This window comes from Arthrobacter sp. Leaf337 (genome assembly GCF_001423745.1).
Classification (GTDB): domain Bacteria; phylum Actinomycetota; class Actinomycetes; order Actinomycetales; family Micrococcaceae; genus Arthrobacter.
Map to the genome: position 1 here is coordinate 197,554 of NZ_LMPC01000023.1, position 15,917 is coordinate 213,470.

15 protein-coding genes, 2 tRNA genes and 1 riboswitch are annotated in these 15,917 nt (G+C 65.1%); all 17 genes read right to left on the bottom strand.

Going from position 1 to position 15,917, the window contains the following annotated elements:
• Positions 1 to 1,356 carry an extracellular solute-binding protein gene (locus ASF98_RS15740; RefSeq protein WP_055803505.1) on the bottom strand — a complete coding sequence of 452 codons (1,356 nt, stop codon included), beginning with the start codon at positions 1,354 to 1,356 and terminating at the stop codon, positions 1 to 3.
• Between the two features lie 115 nt (positions 1,357 to 1,471).
• On the bottom strand, positions 1,472 to 2,674 hold the full coding sequence (locus ASF98_RS15745) for an ROK family transcriptional regulator (RefSeq protein ID WP_055803508.1): 1,203 nt from the start codon (positions 2,672 to 2,674) through the stop codon (positions 1,472 to 1,474).
• A 212-nt stretch (positions 2,675 to 2,886) separates the two neighbouring features.
• Positions 2,887 to 4,023 carry a class I SAM-dependent methyltransferase gene (locus ASF98_RS15750; protein WP_055803738.1) on the bottom strand — a complete coding sequence of 379 codons (1,137 nt, stop codon included), beginning with the start codon at positions 4,021 to 4,023 and terminating at the stop codon, positions 2,887 to 2,889.
• A 119-nt stretch (positions 4,024 to 4,142) separates the two neighbouring features.
• Complete coding sequence (locus ASF98_RS15755; RefSeq protein WP_082506883.1) at positions 4,143 to 5,255, bottom strand: NAD(P)-binding domain-containing protein; 1,113 nt, start codon at positions 5,253 to 5,255, stop codon at positions 4,143 to 4,145.
• A gap of 54 nt (positions 5,256 to 5,309) precedes the next feature.
• Positions 5,310 to 5,660 carry a zinc ribbon domain-containing protein YjdM gene (locus ASF98_RS15760; protein ID WP_055803514.1) on the bottom strand — a complete coding sequence of 117 codons (351 nt, stop codon included), beginning with the start codon at positions 5,658 to 5,660 and terminating at the stop codon, positions 5,310 to 5,312.
• Between the two features lie 71 nt (positions 5,661 to 5,731).
• Positions 5,732 to 5,804, bottom strand: a tRNA-Ala gene (locus ASF98_RS15765).
• 197 nt (positions 5,805 to 6,001) lie between these two features.
• Positions 6,002 to 6,074 (bottom strand) — tRNA-Ala (locus ASF98_RS15770).
• 138 nt (positions 6,075 to 6,212) lie between these two features.
• Positions 6,213 to 6,614: a ribosome silencing factor gene (rsfS, locus tag ASF98_RS15775; protein WP_055803517.1), complete on the bottom strand. Its 402-nt coding sequence runs from the start codon at positions 6,612 to 6,614 to the stop codon at positions 6,213 to 6,215.
• Positions 6,615 to 6,719: 105 nt separating this feature from the next.
• Positions 6,720 to 8,009, bottom strand: a complete 1,290-nt coding sequence (locus ASF98_RS15780) for a hypothetical protein (RefSeq protein WP_055803520.1) — start codon at positions 8,007 to 8,009, stop codon at positions 6,720 to 6,722.
• Positions 8,010 to 8,017: 8 nt separating this feature from the next.
• Positions 8,018 to 8,635: a nicotinate-nucleotide adenylyltransferase gene (gene nadD, locus ASF98_RS15785; RefSeq protein ID WP_055803741.1), complete on the bottom strand. Its 618-nt coding sequence runs from the start codon at positions 8,633 to 8,635 to the stop codon at positions 8,018 to 8,020.
• Between the two features lie 55 nt (positions 8,636 to 8,690).
• Positions 8,691 to 8,915: a hypothetical protein gene (locus ASF98_RS15790; protein WP_011692229.1), complete on the bottom strand. Its 225-nt coding sequence runs from the start codon at positions 8,913 to 8,915 to the stop codon at positions 8,691 to 8,693.
• Positions 8,916 to 8,995: 80 nt separating this feature from the next.
• A complete protein-coding gene (locus ASF98_RS15795) occupies positions 8,996 to 10,264 on the bottom strand; it encodes a glutamate-5-semialdehyde dehydrogenase (protein ID WP_442854041.1) in 1,269 nt (422 codons plus the stop codon).
• A gap of 107 nt (positions 10,265 to 10,371) precedes the next feature.
• Positions 10,372 to 11,469, bottom strand: coding sequence for a glutamate 5-kinase (gene proB, locus ASF98_RS15800; protein ID WP_055803744.1), 1,098 nt, complete (start codon positions 11,467 to 11,469; stop codon positions 10,372 to 10,374).
• Positions 11,470 to 11,533: 64 nt separating this feature from the next.
• Positions 11,534 to 13,123, bottom strand: a complete 1,590-nt coding sequence (obgE, locus tag ASF98_RS15805; protein WP_055803526.1) for a GTPase ObgE — start codon at positions 13,121 to 13,123, stop codon at positions 11,534 to 11,536.
• A gap of 116 nt (positions 13,124 to 13,239) precedes the next feature.
• A complete protein-coding gene (gene rpmA / locus ASF98_RS15810; protein WP_009372867.1) occupies positions 13,240 to 13,503 on the bottom strand; it encodes a 50S ribosomal protein L27 in 264 nt (87 codons plus the stop codon).
• 61 nt (positions 13,504 to 13,564) lie between these two features.
• Positions 13,565 to 13,873, bottom strand: coding sequence for a 50S ribosomal protein L21 (gene rplU, locus ASF98_RS15815; protein ID WP_011692233.1), 309 nt, complete (start codon positions 13,871 to 13,873; stop codon positions 13,565 to 13,567).
• 323 nt (positions 13,874 to 14,196) lie between these two features.
• The gene (locus tag ASF98_RS15820) at positions 14,197 to 15,789 is read right to left on the bottom strand and encodes a bifunctional hydroxymethylpyrimidine kinase/phosphomethylpyrimidine kinase (protein ID WP_055803528.1); all 1,593 of its coding nucleotides are present in this window, start codon (positions 15,787 to 15,789) and stop codon (positions 14,197 to 14,199) included.
• Positions 15,772 to 15,869: riboswitch (TPP riboswitch) on the bottom strand. It overlaps the preceding gene by 18 nt.
• Positions 15,870 to 15,917: the final 48 nt, after the last annotated feature.

Here is a 15,917-nt window from a genome sequence, read left to right on the forward strand (position 1 = left end):
TCATTTCTGCACGACCTTGGCGTCCCCCACCAGGTCCTTGACTGTCTTGTCATACTGCGCGGCTGCTTGCTGCGGCGAGAGGGCGCCGGTGATCACGGCTTCGGTGGCAACCTGAACTGCGGCGGAAATCCGTGGATAGTCAGCTGTGGCAGGCCGGTAGTGGGTGACGGAAACGAGATCGGAGACGTCCTTGACGAACGGATTCGCTGCCAGGTATTCGGTTTCTGCGGCGACATCCGTCCGGACCGCGATCTGGGAACCGGACACGGTGAACGCCAGGGAGTTCTTCTTGCTCAAGGCCTCGGACAGGAACTTGAAAGCCAGGTCCGGGTTCTTGGAGTCCGCCCCGACGGCCAGCGTCCAGCCTCCCGACATGCTGACGCCGCCGGGTTCCTGGCCGTGTTGCGTGGGGAACTTCGCCACGCCCATGTCCTCGGCGTAGCCGGCCCACTCGTAGTTGCCGCCCTTCTGCCAGAACGACGGCGTGTAGGAGCCTTCCACGGTGGCTCCCATCTTGCCCTTCGGCAGCCATTCGCCGAAGACTTTCTTCCAGACGTTGGCATCGAGCGCCTCGGCGGGCGTCACGGCAAGCCCTTCGTCGTAGAGTGTCTTCAGGAAAGCCAGGGAATCCTTGAACCCTTGGGAGCCCACCACCCATTTCTTCTCCTGCTGGTCATACAGTTCGCTGTCCGTGCCGTAGAGAAGCTCGTAGAAACTCTGCATGACGGTGCCCTCACCGGTGGCCTTGCCGGCATACATGTTGAAGGGGACCAGCGACGGGTCCGCGGCTTTCATCTTGCGGGCCGCGTCCAGGATTTCGTCCCAGCTCCGGGGCTGCCATGGGACGGTGATTCCTGCCTTTTGCAGGACTGTCTTGTTGTACCAGATGGCGCGGGTGTCGGTGCCGAGGGGCACCGCGTAGATGCCGCCGTCGTCGGCGGTACCGGCGGCTTTGGCGGCGTCGTTGTACAGCTTCCAGTCCGCCCATTTCTCGAGGTAACTGTCCAGTTTCAGGAGGTACCCGGCGTCGACGTCGGACCGTACCTTGAAGGTGTCCTCATAGAAGACATCCGGGGCGGTCTCCGCCGACCTCAGGGCCAGCGACAGCTTGGTGCCGTAATCGTCATCGTTGGCCTCGATGGGCTGCAGGTCCACGGTAGTGCCCTGGTTTGCCGCTTCGAAGTCCTTCTTGGCGTCCTTGAACAAAGTGTCGAGGGCAGTAAACGAATCGGTCTTCTGGTAGACGATCTTCAGGGTCTTTTTTTCGGCGGCCGGCTGTTCCGCGGAGCAGGCTGATGTTGCCACCAGCGCTGTCGCACAAAACAGCGCCACAAGGAATTTGGCAGGGCGGTGCATGACGCTCCAATCTTCGAGCGGCTGCAGCCCCCAATGTCCTCCAGCTGGCCCCAGCCTTTAGCCGATTTGCAATTTCAACTTAGTGCTTCCCGCTGTCAATGCAGGGGACGCGGCCTCAGCCTTCCAACAGCAGCCGCTGCGCGCGAGGGGCCAGCGTATGCTCGAGCACCAGGCAGGCGGCGCCGATGGCACCTACGTCCTCTCCAACACCGGTTCCGACAACTTCAATGTCATGGATCTGGCGGGCCGCGCTGTTCTCCGCCAGCAACCCGGGGACGCGGTCCAGGTATCGACGTGAGAGGCGTGTCCAGAACGGACCGCCGAAAACGACTCTTTCGACGTCGAGGGTATTGGTGACCACAGCCACGGCGCGGGCGACCAGGACAGCGGAGTGGTCGAGGATCTCCGCCGCCTTGCGGTTGCCCGCGTCGGCTTCGTCACAGAGCCTCGCGAAGCTTTCCTGGATGTCCAAGGCGCCGGAAGGGTGGCGCACAACGTCAAGGACGCCGGCGGTTTCGGCCTGCGCCACGAGGACCTGCGGGATGCTGCTGGATTTCACGCAACCCCTCAGCCCGCAATCGCACGGCGGGCCGTCCGGGTCCACAATGATGTGCCCGATTTCACCGGCATTCCCCGAAGTTCCGCGGACCACTTCGTCGTTGAGGACGATGCCGCAGCCAATGCCGGTGCCCATGTACATAAAGACGAAACTGCCGGAGCCGCTGGGCCCGCCGGCCCACGTTTCGGCGACGGCTGCGCTGGTGACGTCCTTGTCCACCAGGGTGGACAGGCCGGTGGCCTCCGCGAGGGCGTCCCGGAGCGGCACCCTGTCCCAGCCGAGCAGGAGGGGCGGATCAACGACCGTTCCCTCATCCAGGTTGATCGGGCCGGGGGCGGCAACGCCCAGGCCGGCAATTTTGTCAGGATCAACGCCGGAGGCGGCCACCAGGTCCTTGATCTCCGCGGCAATGATGGCAATGATTCCGTCCGGATCGCTGGCGCCCGGGGTGTTGATCCTGGAGTGCCTGACGACGGATCCCACGAGGTCCAACACCACGAAGGTGGTGACGGTGGGATCGAGGTGAACGCCCACCGCGTACATGCCGGCGGGGTTCAACCGGAGGATGGTGCGCGGCTTTCCCGGTCCGCTGCCTTCCTTGCCGGCTTCGACGATGAGGTTCTGGTCAAGCAGGCGGCGTGAGATGTTGGAGATCGTCTGCGGGGACAGGCCCACGATCTGGGCCAGTTCCACCCGGCTGAGGCCTCCCGAGGAGCGCCGGATGGCGTCAAGGATCACCGTGAGATTGAAGTCCCCCATACGGGGCAAATTGGTTCCGCGCCTCGGCGATGGCGTGCGGATCTCAGTCACGGATTCCCCTAAACTTCTTCGGTTATGCACTGCTGATGCTTGAATCGTACGTTACCCGCGCGCGCGGCGGTACGCTCACACGCGGACTTTGGCCACGGTGGTTTCGCTGCCGTGGCGTGCTTTCACCCGGCCCCGGCATCCCGGCATCGCCGCAGTTGCCGTTACGCAGGGCGGCAGGTGCTGACCGCAACAGTGAATTTGGCGTTCCTGCCTGCCACTCGGGTGGGCCCGACGAACCGTTCCAGCGCGGGCAGATACTGCAGGTGGCTGTTGTAGACGGTCCAGAGTTCCCCGCCCGGCGCCAGCACCCTTCCGGCGGCACGGAACATTTTGATTCCCGCCCCGGCGTGGACGCTGGCACCCAGGTGAAAGGGCGGATTCAACAGGATGAGGCCGGCGCTTCCGTCCGGCAGGGAGTCCATCGCGTCGTCCTGGAGGACCGTGATCTGACCCGCCAGGCCATTGGCTTCAGCGGTCGCCCTGGCAGAGTCGACGGCCGCGGCCGACTGGTCAGTCGCCGTGACGTTCGATTCCGGATGGCTTCTGGCATACATGGCGGCCAATATGCCCGTCCCGCAGCCGAGGTCCACAACGTTGGGTACCGACGGCATGTCGGGCAAGTACCTCAGCAGGAACCGTGTTCCGATGTCGAGCTTGGTACCGGCGAACACCGCGCCGCGCGCACAGACCGTGAGGTCCAGTTCGCTGTTGCTGTCCGCCACGGGAAACGGCGGCGCTCCCGTTACGGGCTTGGCGTCCTTGGCTATCAGGACCCTGGATTTTTGCCGGGCCAGTTGGGGTTGGACGTCGTTGAAGTACCGCTGCAGGACGCTGTTCATGCCCAAGCTCATGTGCTTGACCCGGCCTCCAGCCAGCAACACCGTGTCCGGAGCCGCGTAGCGGGCCACGGCGTCCGCCGCTTCCTCGAGCTCCGCGAGCGTCTTGGGCAGTTGGAGCAGCACCACGTCGGCGTCGTCGAACAGTGCGGCACCGAGCGGCAACTGCTCAAAACCGGCGTCAACGCCAAGCCCCGCGGCATTGTTGCGAAGTGCCCGCTCCCCCGTGATGAGGTCCTGATGAACCTTCACGTCCCGGACGCCGTAGCCGGCCAGCGCCCCCAGCGTGAGGGCCCCGTAGCGGTCACCGATTACTGCGATCCGGCTCTCCGGCGTCAGCAGTTCCGACGCCGTTTCGAGGAGTAGCTTGTCGGTGGCATCCCAGGCCTGCAGGTTCGGGGCTTCAACGTCCGGGAACCGGCGCAGGCCGCCGAGTACTGATGCCACGCTGTTGTCCGCCACGTGCAAGCTGCCGCCTTCCCTGTCCATTGTCATTCCGCCGGCCGGGAGGGAACCACGGGGCGAAAAGCTACCCAGTAAACCTACCGCGAAACGGTCCTGTCCGCGGCTGGCGCAAACGGTCAGGTCCGCACTTCTCCGGCCGCGCGGCGCTCGAACATCCGCAGGATGCCGGCCACTGCCGCCCGGCCGGCCCGGTTTGCGCCGATAGTGGACGACGACGGCCCGTAACCCACCAGGTGAACCCGTTCCTCCGCTGCCACCTGGGTGCCGTCCATGGCGATGCCCCCGCCGCTGCCCCGCAGGTGCAGCGGGGACAGGTGTTCCAGCTCGGCCCGGAATCCGGTGGCCCAGAGGATCACCGCAGCGGCCAGGAAGCCTCCATCGGCCAGCCTGACGCCGTCGGGCTCTATCGCCGTGAACATCTCCCGCCGGTCCAAAGCGCCGCGCGCGGCAGCCGCACGCAGCGAGGGGGTCCGGAGAAGACCCGTCACAGACACCACGCTCTGGGGAGGAAGTCCCTGCCGGACCCGCTCTTCGACGAGGGCGACGGCGTCGTGCCCCGCCTGCCGGTCAAACTCGGCGTCGCGCCACACCGGCTCCCGCCGGGTAAACCAGCTCGTGGTGGTCACCTGGGATATTTCGTCCAGCAGCCCGACGGCGGAAATGCCGCCGCCCACCACGATGACGTGCTGCCCGCGGAATTCCTCTGCCGCTACGTAGTCGGCCACGTGCAGCTGCCTGCCCCGGAAGCTGGACTGACCCGGGTAGATCGGCCAGAACGGCCTGGTCCACGTGCCGGTGGCGTTGATGACCGCCCGTGCGGACCAACCGCCCGCGGAAGTTTCGATCCGAAGGCGCCCTGCGGGATGGCCGTCTTCTCGGGACACCGAACGGACCTTGACGGGCCGCAGGATATTCAGCCCGAGCCCGCCCTCATAGTCCCCGAAGTAGCGTGACAGGAACGCCGAACTCGGCTCAGCCGGGTCGACATCCGGCTTCGGAATGCCCGGCAGGTCGCTGATTCCGTTGACGGTGGCCATCCGGAGGCTTTGCCAGCGGTGCCGCCACGCGCCGCCAGGCCCGGCTTCGGCGTCCAGCACAACGTAGGAACCCGGCGCGTCCGCCACAACGGCGGGAGCGGCGTTTTCGTCGGTTCCCCCCGCGGGCAAAAAGCCGCGACGCTGCAGGTGGTAGGCGGCGGACAAGCCGGCCTGGCCCGCGCCAATCACCACTACATCCGCGGCCTGCAGGCCGGCCGGCTGGGCGTTGAGGATCTCGAGTCCCGCCTAGACCTTCTTGACCACGCTGGATTTGAGCTGCATGGGTCCGACGCCGTCCACTTTGCAGTCGATGTCGTGGTCGCCCACTCCGTCCATCAGCCGGATGCCGCGGACTTTGGTCCCGACCTTGATGACCGTGGAGCTTCCCTTGATCTTGAGGTCTTTGATGACCGTGACGGTGTCACCGTCGGCGAGGACATTTCCCACCGCGTCCTTGATGACGGACTCCGTTACCCCTGCGGCATCCGTTGCCTCGGCAGACCACTCGTGGGCGCACTCGGGGCATACCAGCAGCGCACCCATCTCATAGGTGTACTCGCTGGAGCATTCAGGGCAGGGAGGGAGGGATTCGTTCACGCTCCCATATTAGTCGAGCGTTAAACAACAGAAGCCGCCCGGTCGGGCGGCTTCTGTTGTGTGAATCTGAGTGGAGCTGAGGGGACTCGAACCCCTGACCCCCTGCATGCCATGCAGGTGCGCTACCAGCTGCGCCACAGCCCCAAACTCTTGTGTCTTCCGGAGCGATCTCCGTAAGCAACTTGATTATCTTAAACCACAATTGTGTAAGACGCCAATTCGGGCCCGGAGTGCCGGGTTCGTCAGCCGCCGCTGCCTAGTCAGCGAGCCTCGGCGCGGACAAGGGGCCCGGAGAACAAAAAAAGTCCGCCGGAATCTTTCGATTCCGGCGGACCATTCGGTGGAGCTGAGGGGACTCGAACCCCTGACCCCCTGCATGCCATGCAGGTGCGCTACCAGCTGCGCCACAGCCCCGAATTTTCATTGCTCCGGCACCTTCAGTCTTCACTGACGGGCCCGGTTCTGCGTCCGGATCTCTCCGAAGCAACTCAAATATCTTAGAACAGGCATTCCGAAAATTCCAAATCGGGCATATTCGGTGGCCGCCCCGGATTACTCGCTGTCTGAGGAAACAGCCGCTTTGGCCGAGGTGTCTTCCCCGAGCTGAAGGTCAACCACGGGGCAGTCCTTCCACAGGCGCTCGAGGGCGTAGAAGACGCGGTCTTCCTCATGCTGGACGTGGATGACGACGTCGGAATAGTCCAGCAGGACCCAGCGTCCGCCGGAACGGCCCTCCCGGCGCACAGGACGGAGCTCCTGCTTGCCCAGTTCCTCTTCGATGCCGTCCACGATGGCGTTGACCTGGCGCTCACTGGGCGCCGAGGCGATCAGGAAGACGTCGGCCAGGGCCAGCCGCTCGCTGACATCCAGGCCCACAATGTCCTGGGCTATTTTGTCCGCAGCGGCACGCGCGGCTACGCGGGCTATGGCGATGGATGAATCGGTTGCAGTCACGGGACTCCTTGTTGTGGTTTAAAGCTATGTAGGTCGGACGCGATGGGTATCAGCGTCGTGGTGTCGGGGAGGACAGCGGTGCGGATAATGCCCCGGTGCGTTGAATCAGGGCGCCAGGCCGCTGATGATCATGGTCACGCCGGCAATGAGCGCGACGATCCCCAAAGCAAGGACGGCCAGCTGCAGCAGCCGGATCCGGTGCGCCCGGCCCAGGCCGGCGGTGACGGCGTCGAGCGGTTCCAGGCCGTAGGCACTGTTGGCCGCTACACGCGGCTTGTCCACGAAATTCTCACCGGATTCAGCAGCCCACGGCTCTGCAGCCGGGGATGCCGGCAGGGTTGCCGCAGGATCGGCGGCCGCCTGAGCGGCAGCCTCCGCGCGGGCAAGTACGCCCGCCCGGCCGGTGGCCGGCGCCGCGTTCCGCCGCGGCGGACCGGATTTGCGAGGTCCTTTGGTGCCGGGCTGCTGCAACCGGGGGCCGGGGTTGGTCACCACGGGGACATATGACGTAGCAGGCTTTTTCATTACCGGCCGGTCAACGCCGGGAACCTTTTCGAACTCCAGCGGAGTCACCATTGCGAGGTTGCTGACGGCTGAGGGCTCGGTCTTCGGGTGTGCAGGCTGGCTGGCCTGCTCGGCCAGCTTCTGCTTGGCCATGGCCCGTTTGTTCAGGATGGCGGCGCGCTCGGCCAAGGCGATCTGCTCCGCGAGGATTTCCGGATCCACTGCTTCGGGATCGTTCGCCGCGATGTGCTCCATCTTGGCGATCTGGTTCCTGGCCTGTTCGGCGATGAGGGAACGCGCGGCGAGGGCCTGCTCCACGGTCATTCCGTCGGGAAGCCTGCTGTCCGCGTTGGCCTCCGGCGGCTCCGTCCGCGGAGCCTCAGTGGGCGAAGTGCCGGGCTGCGGCGCCGGCTGACTAGGACGTGCCTGCGGTGCGGACTGTCCGGAACGCGCCTGCGGCACGATGCGCTGGGAGGACGTGCGGGCCGGCGGAACGATCAGGTTCGCGGCGGTGGCAGGTGCGGCCTCAGCCTGGAGCTGCTGGAGCCGGAGCTGGCGGCGCGTGGGCGGACCGCCGCCGGACAGCCGTTCCTCCTTTTGCGCCAGTTCCTTGATGGTGCGCAGGGCAGCCCGGTCCCTTGCCCGGCTCTGCGAGGAGCGTTCGGGGCCCGCAGGAGTCCGGACCGAGTCCACGGGACCTGGCGCCACACGACGGATGCGGCCGGTGCCGCCCTCGCCGTCCGGCGCCGGCGTCCCGCTCCCGGGCCCCATTGAGGCAGGGGGAACCGGGCCCGGTGCCGGGGGCACCGCGTCCTGAAGTGATTCCGCGCGCTCATCTCTGGCCTGCCGCAATTCGCGGCGGCTACGGAGGGGAGGCTGTTCCTGGCTCATCTAACAACTCACTCGGTACTGGCTGGTTCGTGTAACTCGGTAAGTGCGGCACTGTCGTCCGGGTCGGACTGCCCGGCATACAAGCCGTATTTCGCAATATATTGGACCACCCCGTCGGGCACGAGGTACCAGACAGGATTCCCGGCCGCGACGCGTGTCCTGCAATCAGTCGAGGAAATCGCCATGGCCGGCACTTCCAGGAGGCTGACGTCTTTCCTGCCCATTCCGTCGAGGACGTGCCCGGGACGGGTCACGCCAACGAAATGCGCCAGCGACCACAGTTCATCAATGTTCTTCCACGACAGGATCTGCGCCATAGCGTCCGCGCCGGTGATGAAGAAAAGGTCCGCATCGGGACGCAGCGTGCGGAGGTCACGCAGGGTGTCGATGGTGTACGTGGGGCCGGGGCGGTCCACATCAACCCTGCTGACGGTGAACCTGGGGTTGGAAGCCGTGGCGATGACGGTCATGAGATACCGGTGCTCCGGTTCGCTGACCTTCTTGCTCATCTTCTGCCAGGGCTGGCCGGTGGGGACAAACACCACTTCGTCGAGGCCGAACTTGGCCGCAACCTCGCTGGCCGCGACAAGGTGACCGTGATGGATGGGATCAAATGTGCCGCCCATCACACCCAAACGCAGGCGACGCTTGGCGCCGCGCCGCTTCAGGACCGCAGTGATGTTAGTGGCCTTGGCCGTGATCGTGCTTGTTCGGGTGCTGGCGGTGGGGATCCGAGTGCTCCTCGACGGCCTCATGCCGGTTGCCCAGGTTGCTGTAGGACAGCGTCACGAACATCAGAACGAGCATGATCGCAAAAATGGACACACCAAAGACCCACGGTTCGGCCCACAGCGGAGCCAGTTCTTCATGTTCGGCGACCGACGCGCCTACCTGCTGCAGCAGCATTTTCTCCCCTAAAGAGTTCACACAATGACGACGGCGGTACTTCCCGCCGTTCCGGACTTCTGTTCCATGTTACAGCGTTGCTAGCTGCGGACCTGGCCCTCGCCCTGCACTATCCACTTGGTGGTAGTGAGTTCAGTCAGGCCCATGGGACCGCGGGCGTGGAGCTTCTGGGTGGAAATTCCCACCTCGGCGCCCAGGCCAAGTTCACCGCCGTCCGTAAACCTGGTGGAGGCGTTGACGATGACCGCCGCTGAGTCGATTTCGGAAATGAAGCGTTCGGCGTTCGCGAGGTCGTTGGTGATGATGGCCTCGGTGTGGCCGGTCGACCATTTACGGATGTGCTTCACGGCCTCATCGAGGTTGTCGACCATGCCCACCGCGAGGTCCAGGTCCATGTACTCGGTGGCCCAGTCCTCGTCCGTGGCCGGAACGGATTCCACGGACGCAGGAAGCGCGGCGCGGACCCTCGCGTCCGCGTGCAGTGTCACGCCCGCTTTCCGAAGGGCGGCGGCGACGGCAGGCAGGACGGTGGACCCGGAATGCACCAGGAGCGTCTCAACGGTGTTGCAGACGCTGGGCCGCTGGGTCTTGGCATTGAGGAGGATTTCCACGGCCATGTCTTCACTGGCGGATTCGTCAATGAAGATATGGACGTTGCCCTCGCCGGTCTCGATGACGGGTACGGACGAGTTGTTGACCACGGTCTGGATCAGGTCCCTGCCGCCGCGGGGAATCAGGACGTCCACCCGGCCGCGGGCCCGCATCAGTACGTTGGCACCTTCACGGCCGAACTGGTCCACGCTCTGGACTGCGTCCGCAGGCAGGCCCACTGAATCAAGAGCTTCGCGGAGGACCCTGATAAGGGCCTCATTGGTGGCAGCGGCGGCCGTGCCGCCTCGAAGGATCACCGCGTTGCCGCTTTTCAGCGCCAGCCCGGCAATGTCCACGGTCACGTTGGGACGGGCCTCGTAGATGGCGGCAACGACGCCCATCGGAACGTTGATCTGGCGCAGGCGCAGGCCGTTGGGCAGCGTCTGGCCTCGGACCACATTCCCCACGGGGTCCGGCAGGCCCGCAAGGTTCTCCAGCGCAGCGGCCAGGGCCTCGATGCGCGCCTCGTTCAGCGTCAGGCGGTCCAGCAGGGCAGCCGACGTTCCGTTGGCACGGCCCGCTTCCACGTCCTTGGCGTTGGCGGCCAGGATCTTCGTCTTGCTGGCGATCAGGGCCGCACCGATGGCGCGAAGGCCCTTGTCCTTCCAGGCACGGTTTGCGCGCGCCATCCGGCGGGCAGCGTGACGGGATCGATCAGCAATGGCGTGCACGGCAGCCTCGACGTCAGCCGGGGACATCCGGGCATTTTCCGTCGCGGAAGATTCCTCCGCGGAGTCGTGGGATTTCTCGGCGGCTTGGTGGATCAGTGCCTCAGTCATCATTCAAGTCTAGGCGAATCAGCCCGCTAGACCAGAACCAGGTCATCAACGTGAACAACCTCACGGTCGAAGCCGCGGCCGAGTGACTCCCCCAGTTCCACCGTGGAACGTCCCAGCATTTGGGGCAGTTCCTCCGAGGAATAGTTGACCAGCCCGCGGGCAATGACCGTACCGTCCGGCGAAACCATTTCGACGGCGTCGCCCGATTCAAAGGTGCCCTCAACGGCTGAGATCCCGGCCGGGAGCAGCGAAAAGCGGTGGTCACGGACAGCCTTGACGGCGCCGTCGTCGAGAATCAGCCGGCCCTGCACGTGCGCAAGGTGGGCGAGCCACATCATGCGCACCGATTTGCGGCCGCTGTTGACGGAGAACCAGGTCCCCACGTCCTCGCCGTTCAAGGCTGCCGCGGCGTTCGCGGTGGAGGTGACCAGTGCGGGGATACCTGAGTCGGCGGCCATCGTGGCGGCTTCAACCTTCGTCTGCATGCCGCCGGTTCCAACGCCGGCTTGACCCGGCTTGCCGATGTTGACGCCCTCAAGGTCCTGGGGTCCGTCCACCTGGGGAATCCGTTTGGCCCCCTTCGAGGGAGGCCCGTCATAGAGAGAGTCGACGTCGGAGAGCAGCACCAGTGCGTCGGCGCGGACCAGGTGCGCCACAAGGGCGGACAGCCGGTCGTTGTCACCGAAGCGGATCTTGTGCGTTGCTACAGTGTCATTCTCGTTGACCACGGGCACCACACCCAGGTTCAGGAGCCGGTTCAAAGCACGGAAGGCGTTCATGTGGTGGCTGCGCCGCATGAGGTCGTCGGCGGTCAGCAGGACCTGGCTCACGGTCACACCGTGCGCTGCGAAAGCGTGTGTGTAACGGGCCATGAGGAGGCCCTGGCCGACGCTGGCGGCTGCCTGCTGGGTGGCGAGGTCCCGGGGACGCTTCACCAGGCCAAGGGGGGCCAGGCCGGCCGAGATCGCACCGGAGGAAACGAGAATGATCTCGGTTCCGCCGTTGTGCTTGGCAGCCAGCGCGTCGGACAGTTCGATCAGCGCCTCTTCGGAGATTCCACCCTTGAGGCTGGTGAGCGACGACGATCCGACCTTGACCACGATGCGGCGTGCCCTGGCGAGCATGCTGCGGTCGTCGGTCCTGGGTTCCTCGATGACAATTGCGGAATTATCGGTCACGTGTGGGGGTTCACTCCTCATATTCGGTGGTCAGTCCGCTCTCCTGGAGCGGCCGTGCGGCACGGCGCCCGCTGACTGATTCGGTCCAGATCCCGGCCTTGCGCTCGGCTTCCAGCTCGGCCCGGGCCGCTGCCTTGGCGTCGCGGCGCTCCTGCTGCTCGTCGCGCTTCTGCCCTCGGGTGGGTCGGTCGCCGATATCGGCAAAGCGGACGTCAGTGCCACGCGGCGAGGCAAGCAGTTCGGCGCCGGCCATCATGGTGGGCTCCCAGTCGAAGACCACGCCGTCGTCTTCACCGATCACTACGGTGTCGCCGGGCTTCGCGCCCTGCTTGAACAGCTCGTTTTCAACGCCCAGCTTGGCCAGGCGGTCCGCGAGGTAGCCGATGGCTTCCTCGTTGGTGAAGTCGGTCTGCTTGACCCAGCGCACGGGCTTGTCGCCCAACACGCGGAACAGCGGCTCGAGGTTCTTTTCCTCGCGGCGGATCTTAAAGCCGGACTCGTTGACTGCGCGGGGGCGCAGCACGGGTGCGTGAACCTTGGGCGGTGTCGCGGCCACGGCGTCCCGGGCGGCCTTGACGATCTCCGCCATGGCGAAGCCAAGCTGGCGCAGGCCTTCATGGCTTGTGGCGGAGATCTCGAAGACGCGGTAGCCACGGGACTCAAGCTCGGGCCGGACGAATTCGGCCATGTCCTTGCCGTCCGGCAGGTCGACCTTGTTGAGCGCCACCAGGCGGGGCCGGTGGTTCAGCGGGATAACCTCGCCGTCGCTGCCGGCGAAGCTCATATCAACGGCGTATTTTTCGAGTTCGGCTTCGATGATGGCGAGATCCGAGAGCGGATCGCGGTCAGCTTCGAGCGTGCCGCAGTCCAAAACGTGCACCAACGCCGCGCAGCGTTCCACGTGCCGCAGGAAGTGGTGGCCCAGGCCCTTGCCCTCACTGGCTCCCTCGATGAGGCCGGGGACGTCTGCAATGGTGAAGCGGACATCGCCGGCCTGGACAACGCCCAGGTTGGGGATCAGCGTGGTGAAAGGATAATCGGCGATCTTGGGCCGTGCCGCAGACATGGCGGCAATCAGGCTGGACTTGCCGGCGGACGGGAAGCCCACCAAGGCGATGTCCGCAATGGACTTCAGTTCGAGGACGATGTCGCTGGATTCGCCTTCGATGCCGAGCAGCGCGAAGCCCGGGGCGCGGCGCTTCTGCGAGGACAGCGCGGCGTTGCCGAGCCCGCCGGGACCGCCGGCGGCAGCAATGAACTCGGTGCCTTCGCCGACCAGGTCGGCCAGGACACGGCCGTCCTTGGTCTTGACGACGGTGCCTTCAGGAACGGGAAGAATCAGGGTTTCGCCGTTTTTGCCGCCGCGCCAGTCGCCCATGCCGGGTCCGCCGTTGGTGGCGTGGCGGTGGGGGGCGTGGTGGTAGTCCAGAAGCGTGGTGGTCTGGGGGTCAACGCGCAGGATGACGTCGCCGCCGTCGCCGCCGTTGCCGCCGTCGGGACCGCCCAGGGGCTTGAACTTCTCGCGGTGGACGGAGACACAGCCGTGGCCGCCGCTACCGCCGGATACGTGCAGTACTACCCGGTCTACAAAGCTCGCCACGTGAATCTCCTCTGTGCTTAACCTGACCGTCTTGGACGCCCAAATTGATTGTAATGCGGTTAAAAGAACAGTGGAGCGGGCCATCATGGCCCGCTCCACCGGTTTGGATCTTGTTGTTACTCTGCAGCTGCAGCAGCAACGATGTTCACGACGCGACGTCCGCGGCGGGTGCCGAATTCGACGGCGCCGGGGGTCAGTGCGAACAGGGTGTCGTCGCCGCCACGGCCCACGCCGGCACCCGGGTGGAAGTGGGTGCCACGCTGGCGGACGATGATCTCGCCTGCGGAAACTACCTGGCCGCCGAAGCGCTTGACGCCGAGGTACTGGGCGTTGGAGTCACGACCGTTGCGAGTGGAGCTCGCGCCTTTTTTATGTGCCATTTGAAATGCCTGCCTTAAAAATTCTGGGGAATCTGCTGAAAACCTGAAAAGTAACGGAAGGTTACTTGATACCGGTGATCTTGACCTTGGTCAGTTCCTGACGGTGACCCTGGCGCTTCTTGTACCCGGTCTTGTTCTTGAACTTCTGGATGACGATCTTCGGACCACGAAGGTCCTGGAGGATCTCAGCCGTAACCGTTACCTTGGCCAGGTCCGCAGCGGCAGACGTGACTTTGTCACCGTCTACCAGGAGCAGTGCGGGCAACTCAATGGTGCTGCCGGCTCCACCGGGGACGCGGTTCAGGGTAACGAAGTCTCCAACGGAAACCTTCTCTTGGCGGCCGCCTGCGCGGACAATCGCGTACACCACTGGGGAACTCACTTCTCTCGACGTTTATTACTAGATTTGCGTGCGGAACCTGGGTCCAATTGTTTGGCCTGGCTCACGCTGTGCCTCAACGCCGGTGGATTCCCCGGGGGAACCCATGAGTTATCCCACGAACTATTCCGTTTGTCATTCCAAACCGAGCAATCCGGGGTCATAACCCAAGTGTTGGCGTAAGCACCGAAGATCTAGACTACGCTAATTTTGCCTTCGGCCGCAAATGAGGCTGGCTCCGGTGGTAGTACGTGATGGGCGCCACTCTGTGCAATACAGACTGCCGCTGCAACGACTTCCGGAACCGTGCCCCACTACCTTACCGGCTCTGGAACACTTTGCTGTTCAGCATGCACCCGCGGCGCGTCGAAAAAATCCACCTCGTAGCGGCACGACTGCCGGAAGGCCAGCCGCATGGCCTGCCGTTCCACTTCGGAGGCGGCCTGTGCGGCGTCGTCGGTGATTCGCACCGCTTCCCTGGTGGCGGCGGCGAATTCTTCGTCCGCGTACGTGCGAAGCCAGTCGGCGTAGGGATGGACCGACGGCGACCCGGCCGCCTGGAACTGACCGTGCAAGGTGGCACCCACCTCGGCGTACAGCCAGAAGCACGGCAGCACGGCGGCCACGAGCACTCCGTAGCTTCCGGAAACAGATGAGGCCAGCAGGTGGTCCACGTAGGACTTGGTGACCGGTCCCAAGGCGGCGTCCACGGTCCGGGTGCTGAGCCACGTCCTGTGCAGTTCGGACTCGACTTCCAGGCATTGCTGTGCCGACCGCGCCCAGAAGAGCTGCTCGGCCTCGGTGGGGGCAATAGCGGCGGCACGGGACAAGACCCTGGAATAGCCGTTCAGGTAGATGGCGTCCTGGGCAAGGTAATACGCGAAGTGCTGCTCGGTAAGGGAGCCGTCGGCCAGGCCGCGGATGAAGTCCAGCCCGTAGATGTAATCCAGGTCCGGCCCGGCGTCCTGCCGGAGCGCCGCTGCGAACTCTCCTGCAGCCAGCGCATCCTGGCCCTTCGGGGCCAGATGGTGGAAATGGTGTACCGGGCCGTTGCCCGTTCCCACCTCCAGTGCTTCGGCTTCCCGGAGCGCTCCCTGCAGCCACGGCTTCACTGCCCGCAGGGATGCCTCCCAATCCCCCAGCCTTGCCTGCGCGGTGGCCATGGCCGATGACAGGGAACAGCCGGTGCCGTGGCTGTTCCTGGTGTCGATCCGCGCGCCCGGGACCACCACAACGTCCTGGGCGAGCAGCCCTTCGGTGTTGACGAGGGCGTCGGGGCACGCGCCGCCGTCGAGGTGTCCGCCCTTGACAAGGACGGTGGTGCCGGCCTGCGCAGCGAGGCGTTTGCCCTGGGCGAGTGCCGCTTCCCAGTTGTTCGCCAGGGGTTCATGGAGCAGCATCGCCAGTTCGGCCAGGTTCGGCGTGATGAGGTCGGCCAGGGGCAGCAGTTCGCGCAGTTCCTCCTCGGCAGCCTCCTGCAGGAGCCGGTCCCCGCTGGTGGCGACCATCACGGGGTCGAGAACCACGACGGCGGGACGGGCTTTCCCAAGCCAGCTGCGGACGGCGGCAATCACCGCAGAGTCGCCCAGCATGCCGATTTTGACGGCATCGATGCTGATGTCATCGCTAATGGCCTCGAGCTGCGCAGTCAGGAAGCCGGCCGGCGGAACGTGGACCGCCCGGACGCCGTGGGTGTTCTGTGCCGTCAGGGCGGTAATGGCAGCCATGCCGTATCCCCCGTTAGCGGCAATGCTCTTGAGGTCCGCCTGGATCCCCGCCCCGCCGGACGGGTCGGAGCCGGCGATGGCCAGCACCCTCGGGGTACTGCGCAAGGGGGCGCCGCCTCTTGGTGCGGGCGCTGCGGCGTTGGCAGGGGTGGGCAGGAATGATGAAGCCAAAGGAGACATCCCTTCGCCGGTGCTAACCGGACAGGTTCAACGGGTCTGGATCTCAGCCGGCCCTGTGCGCGGCACCCCGTGTCAGTCCCCTAGCCTAGCTTTTCCCTGCAACGAACTCGCGGGTACGGCCCGAAACC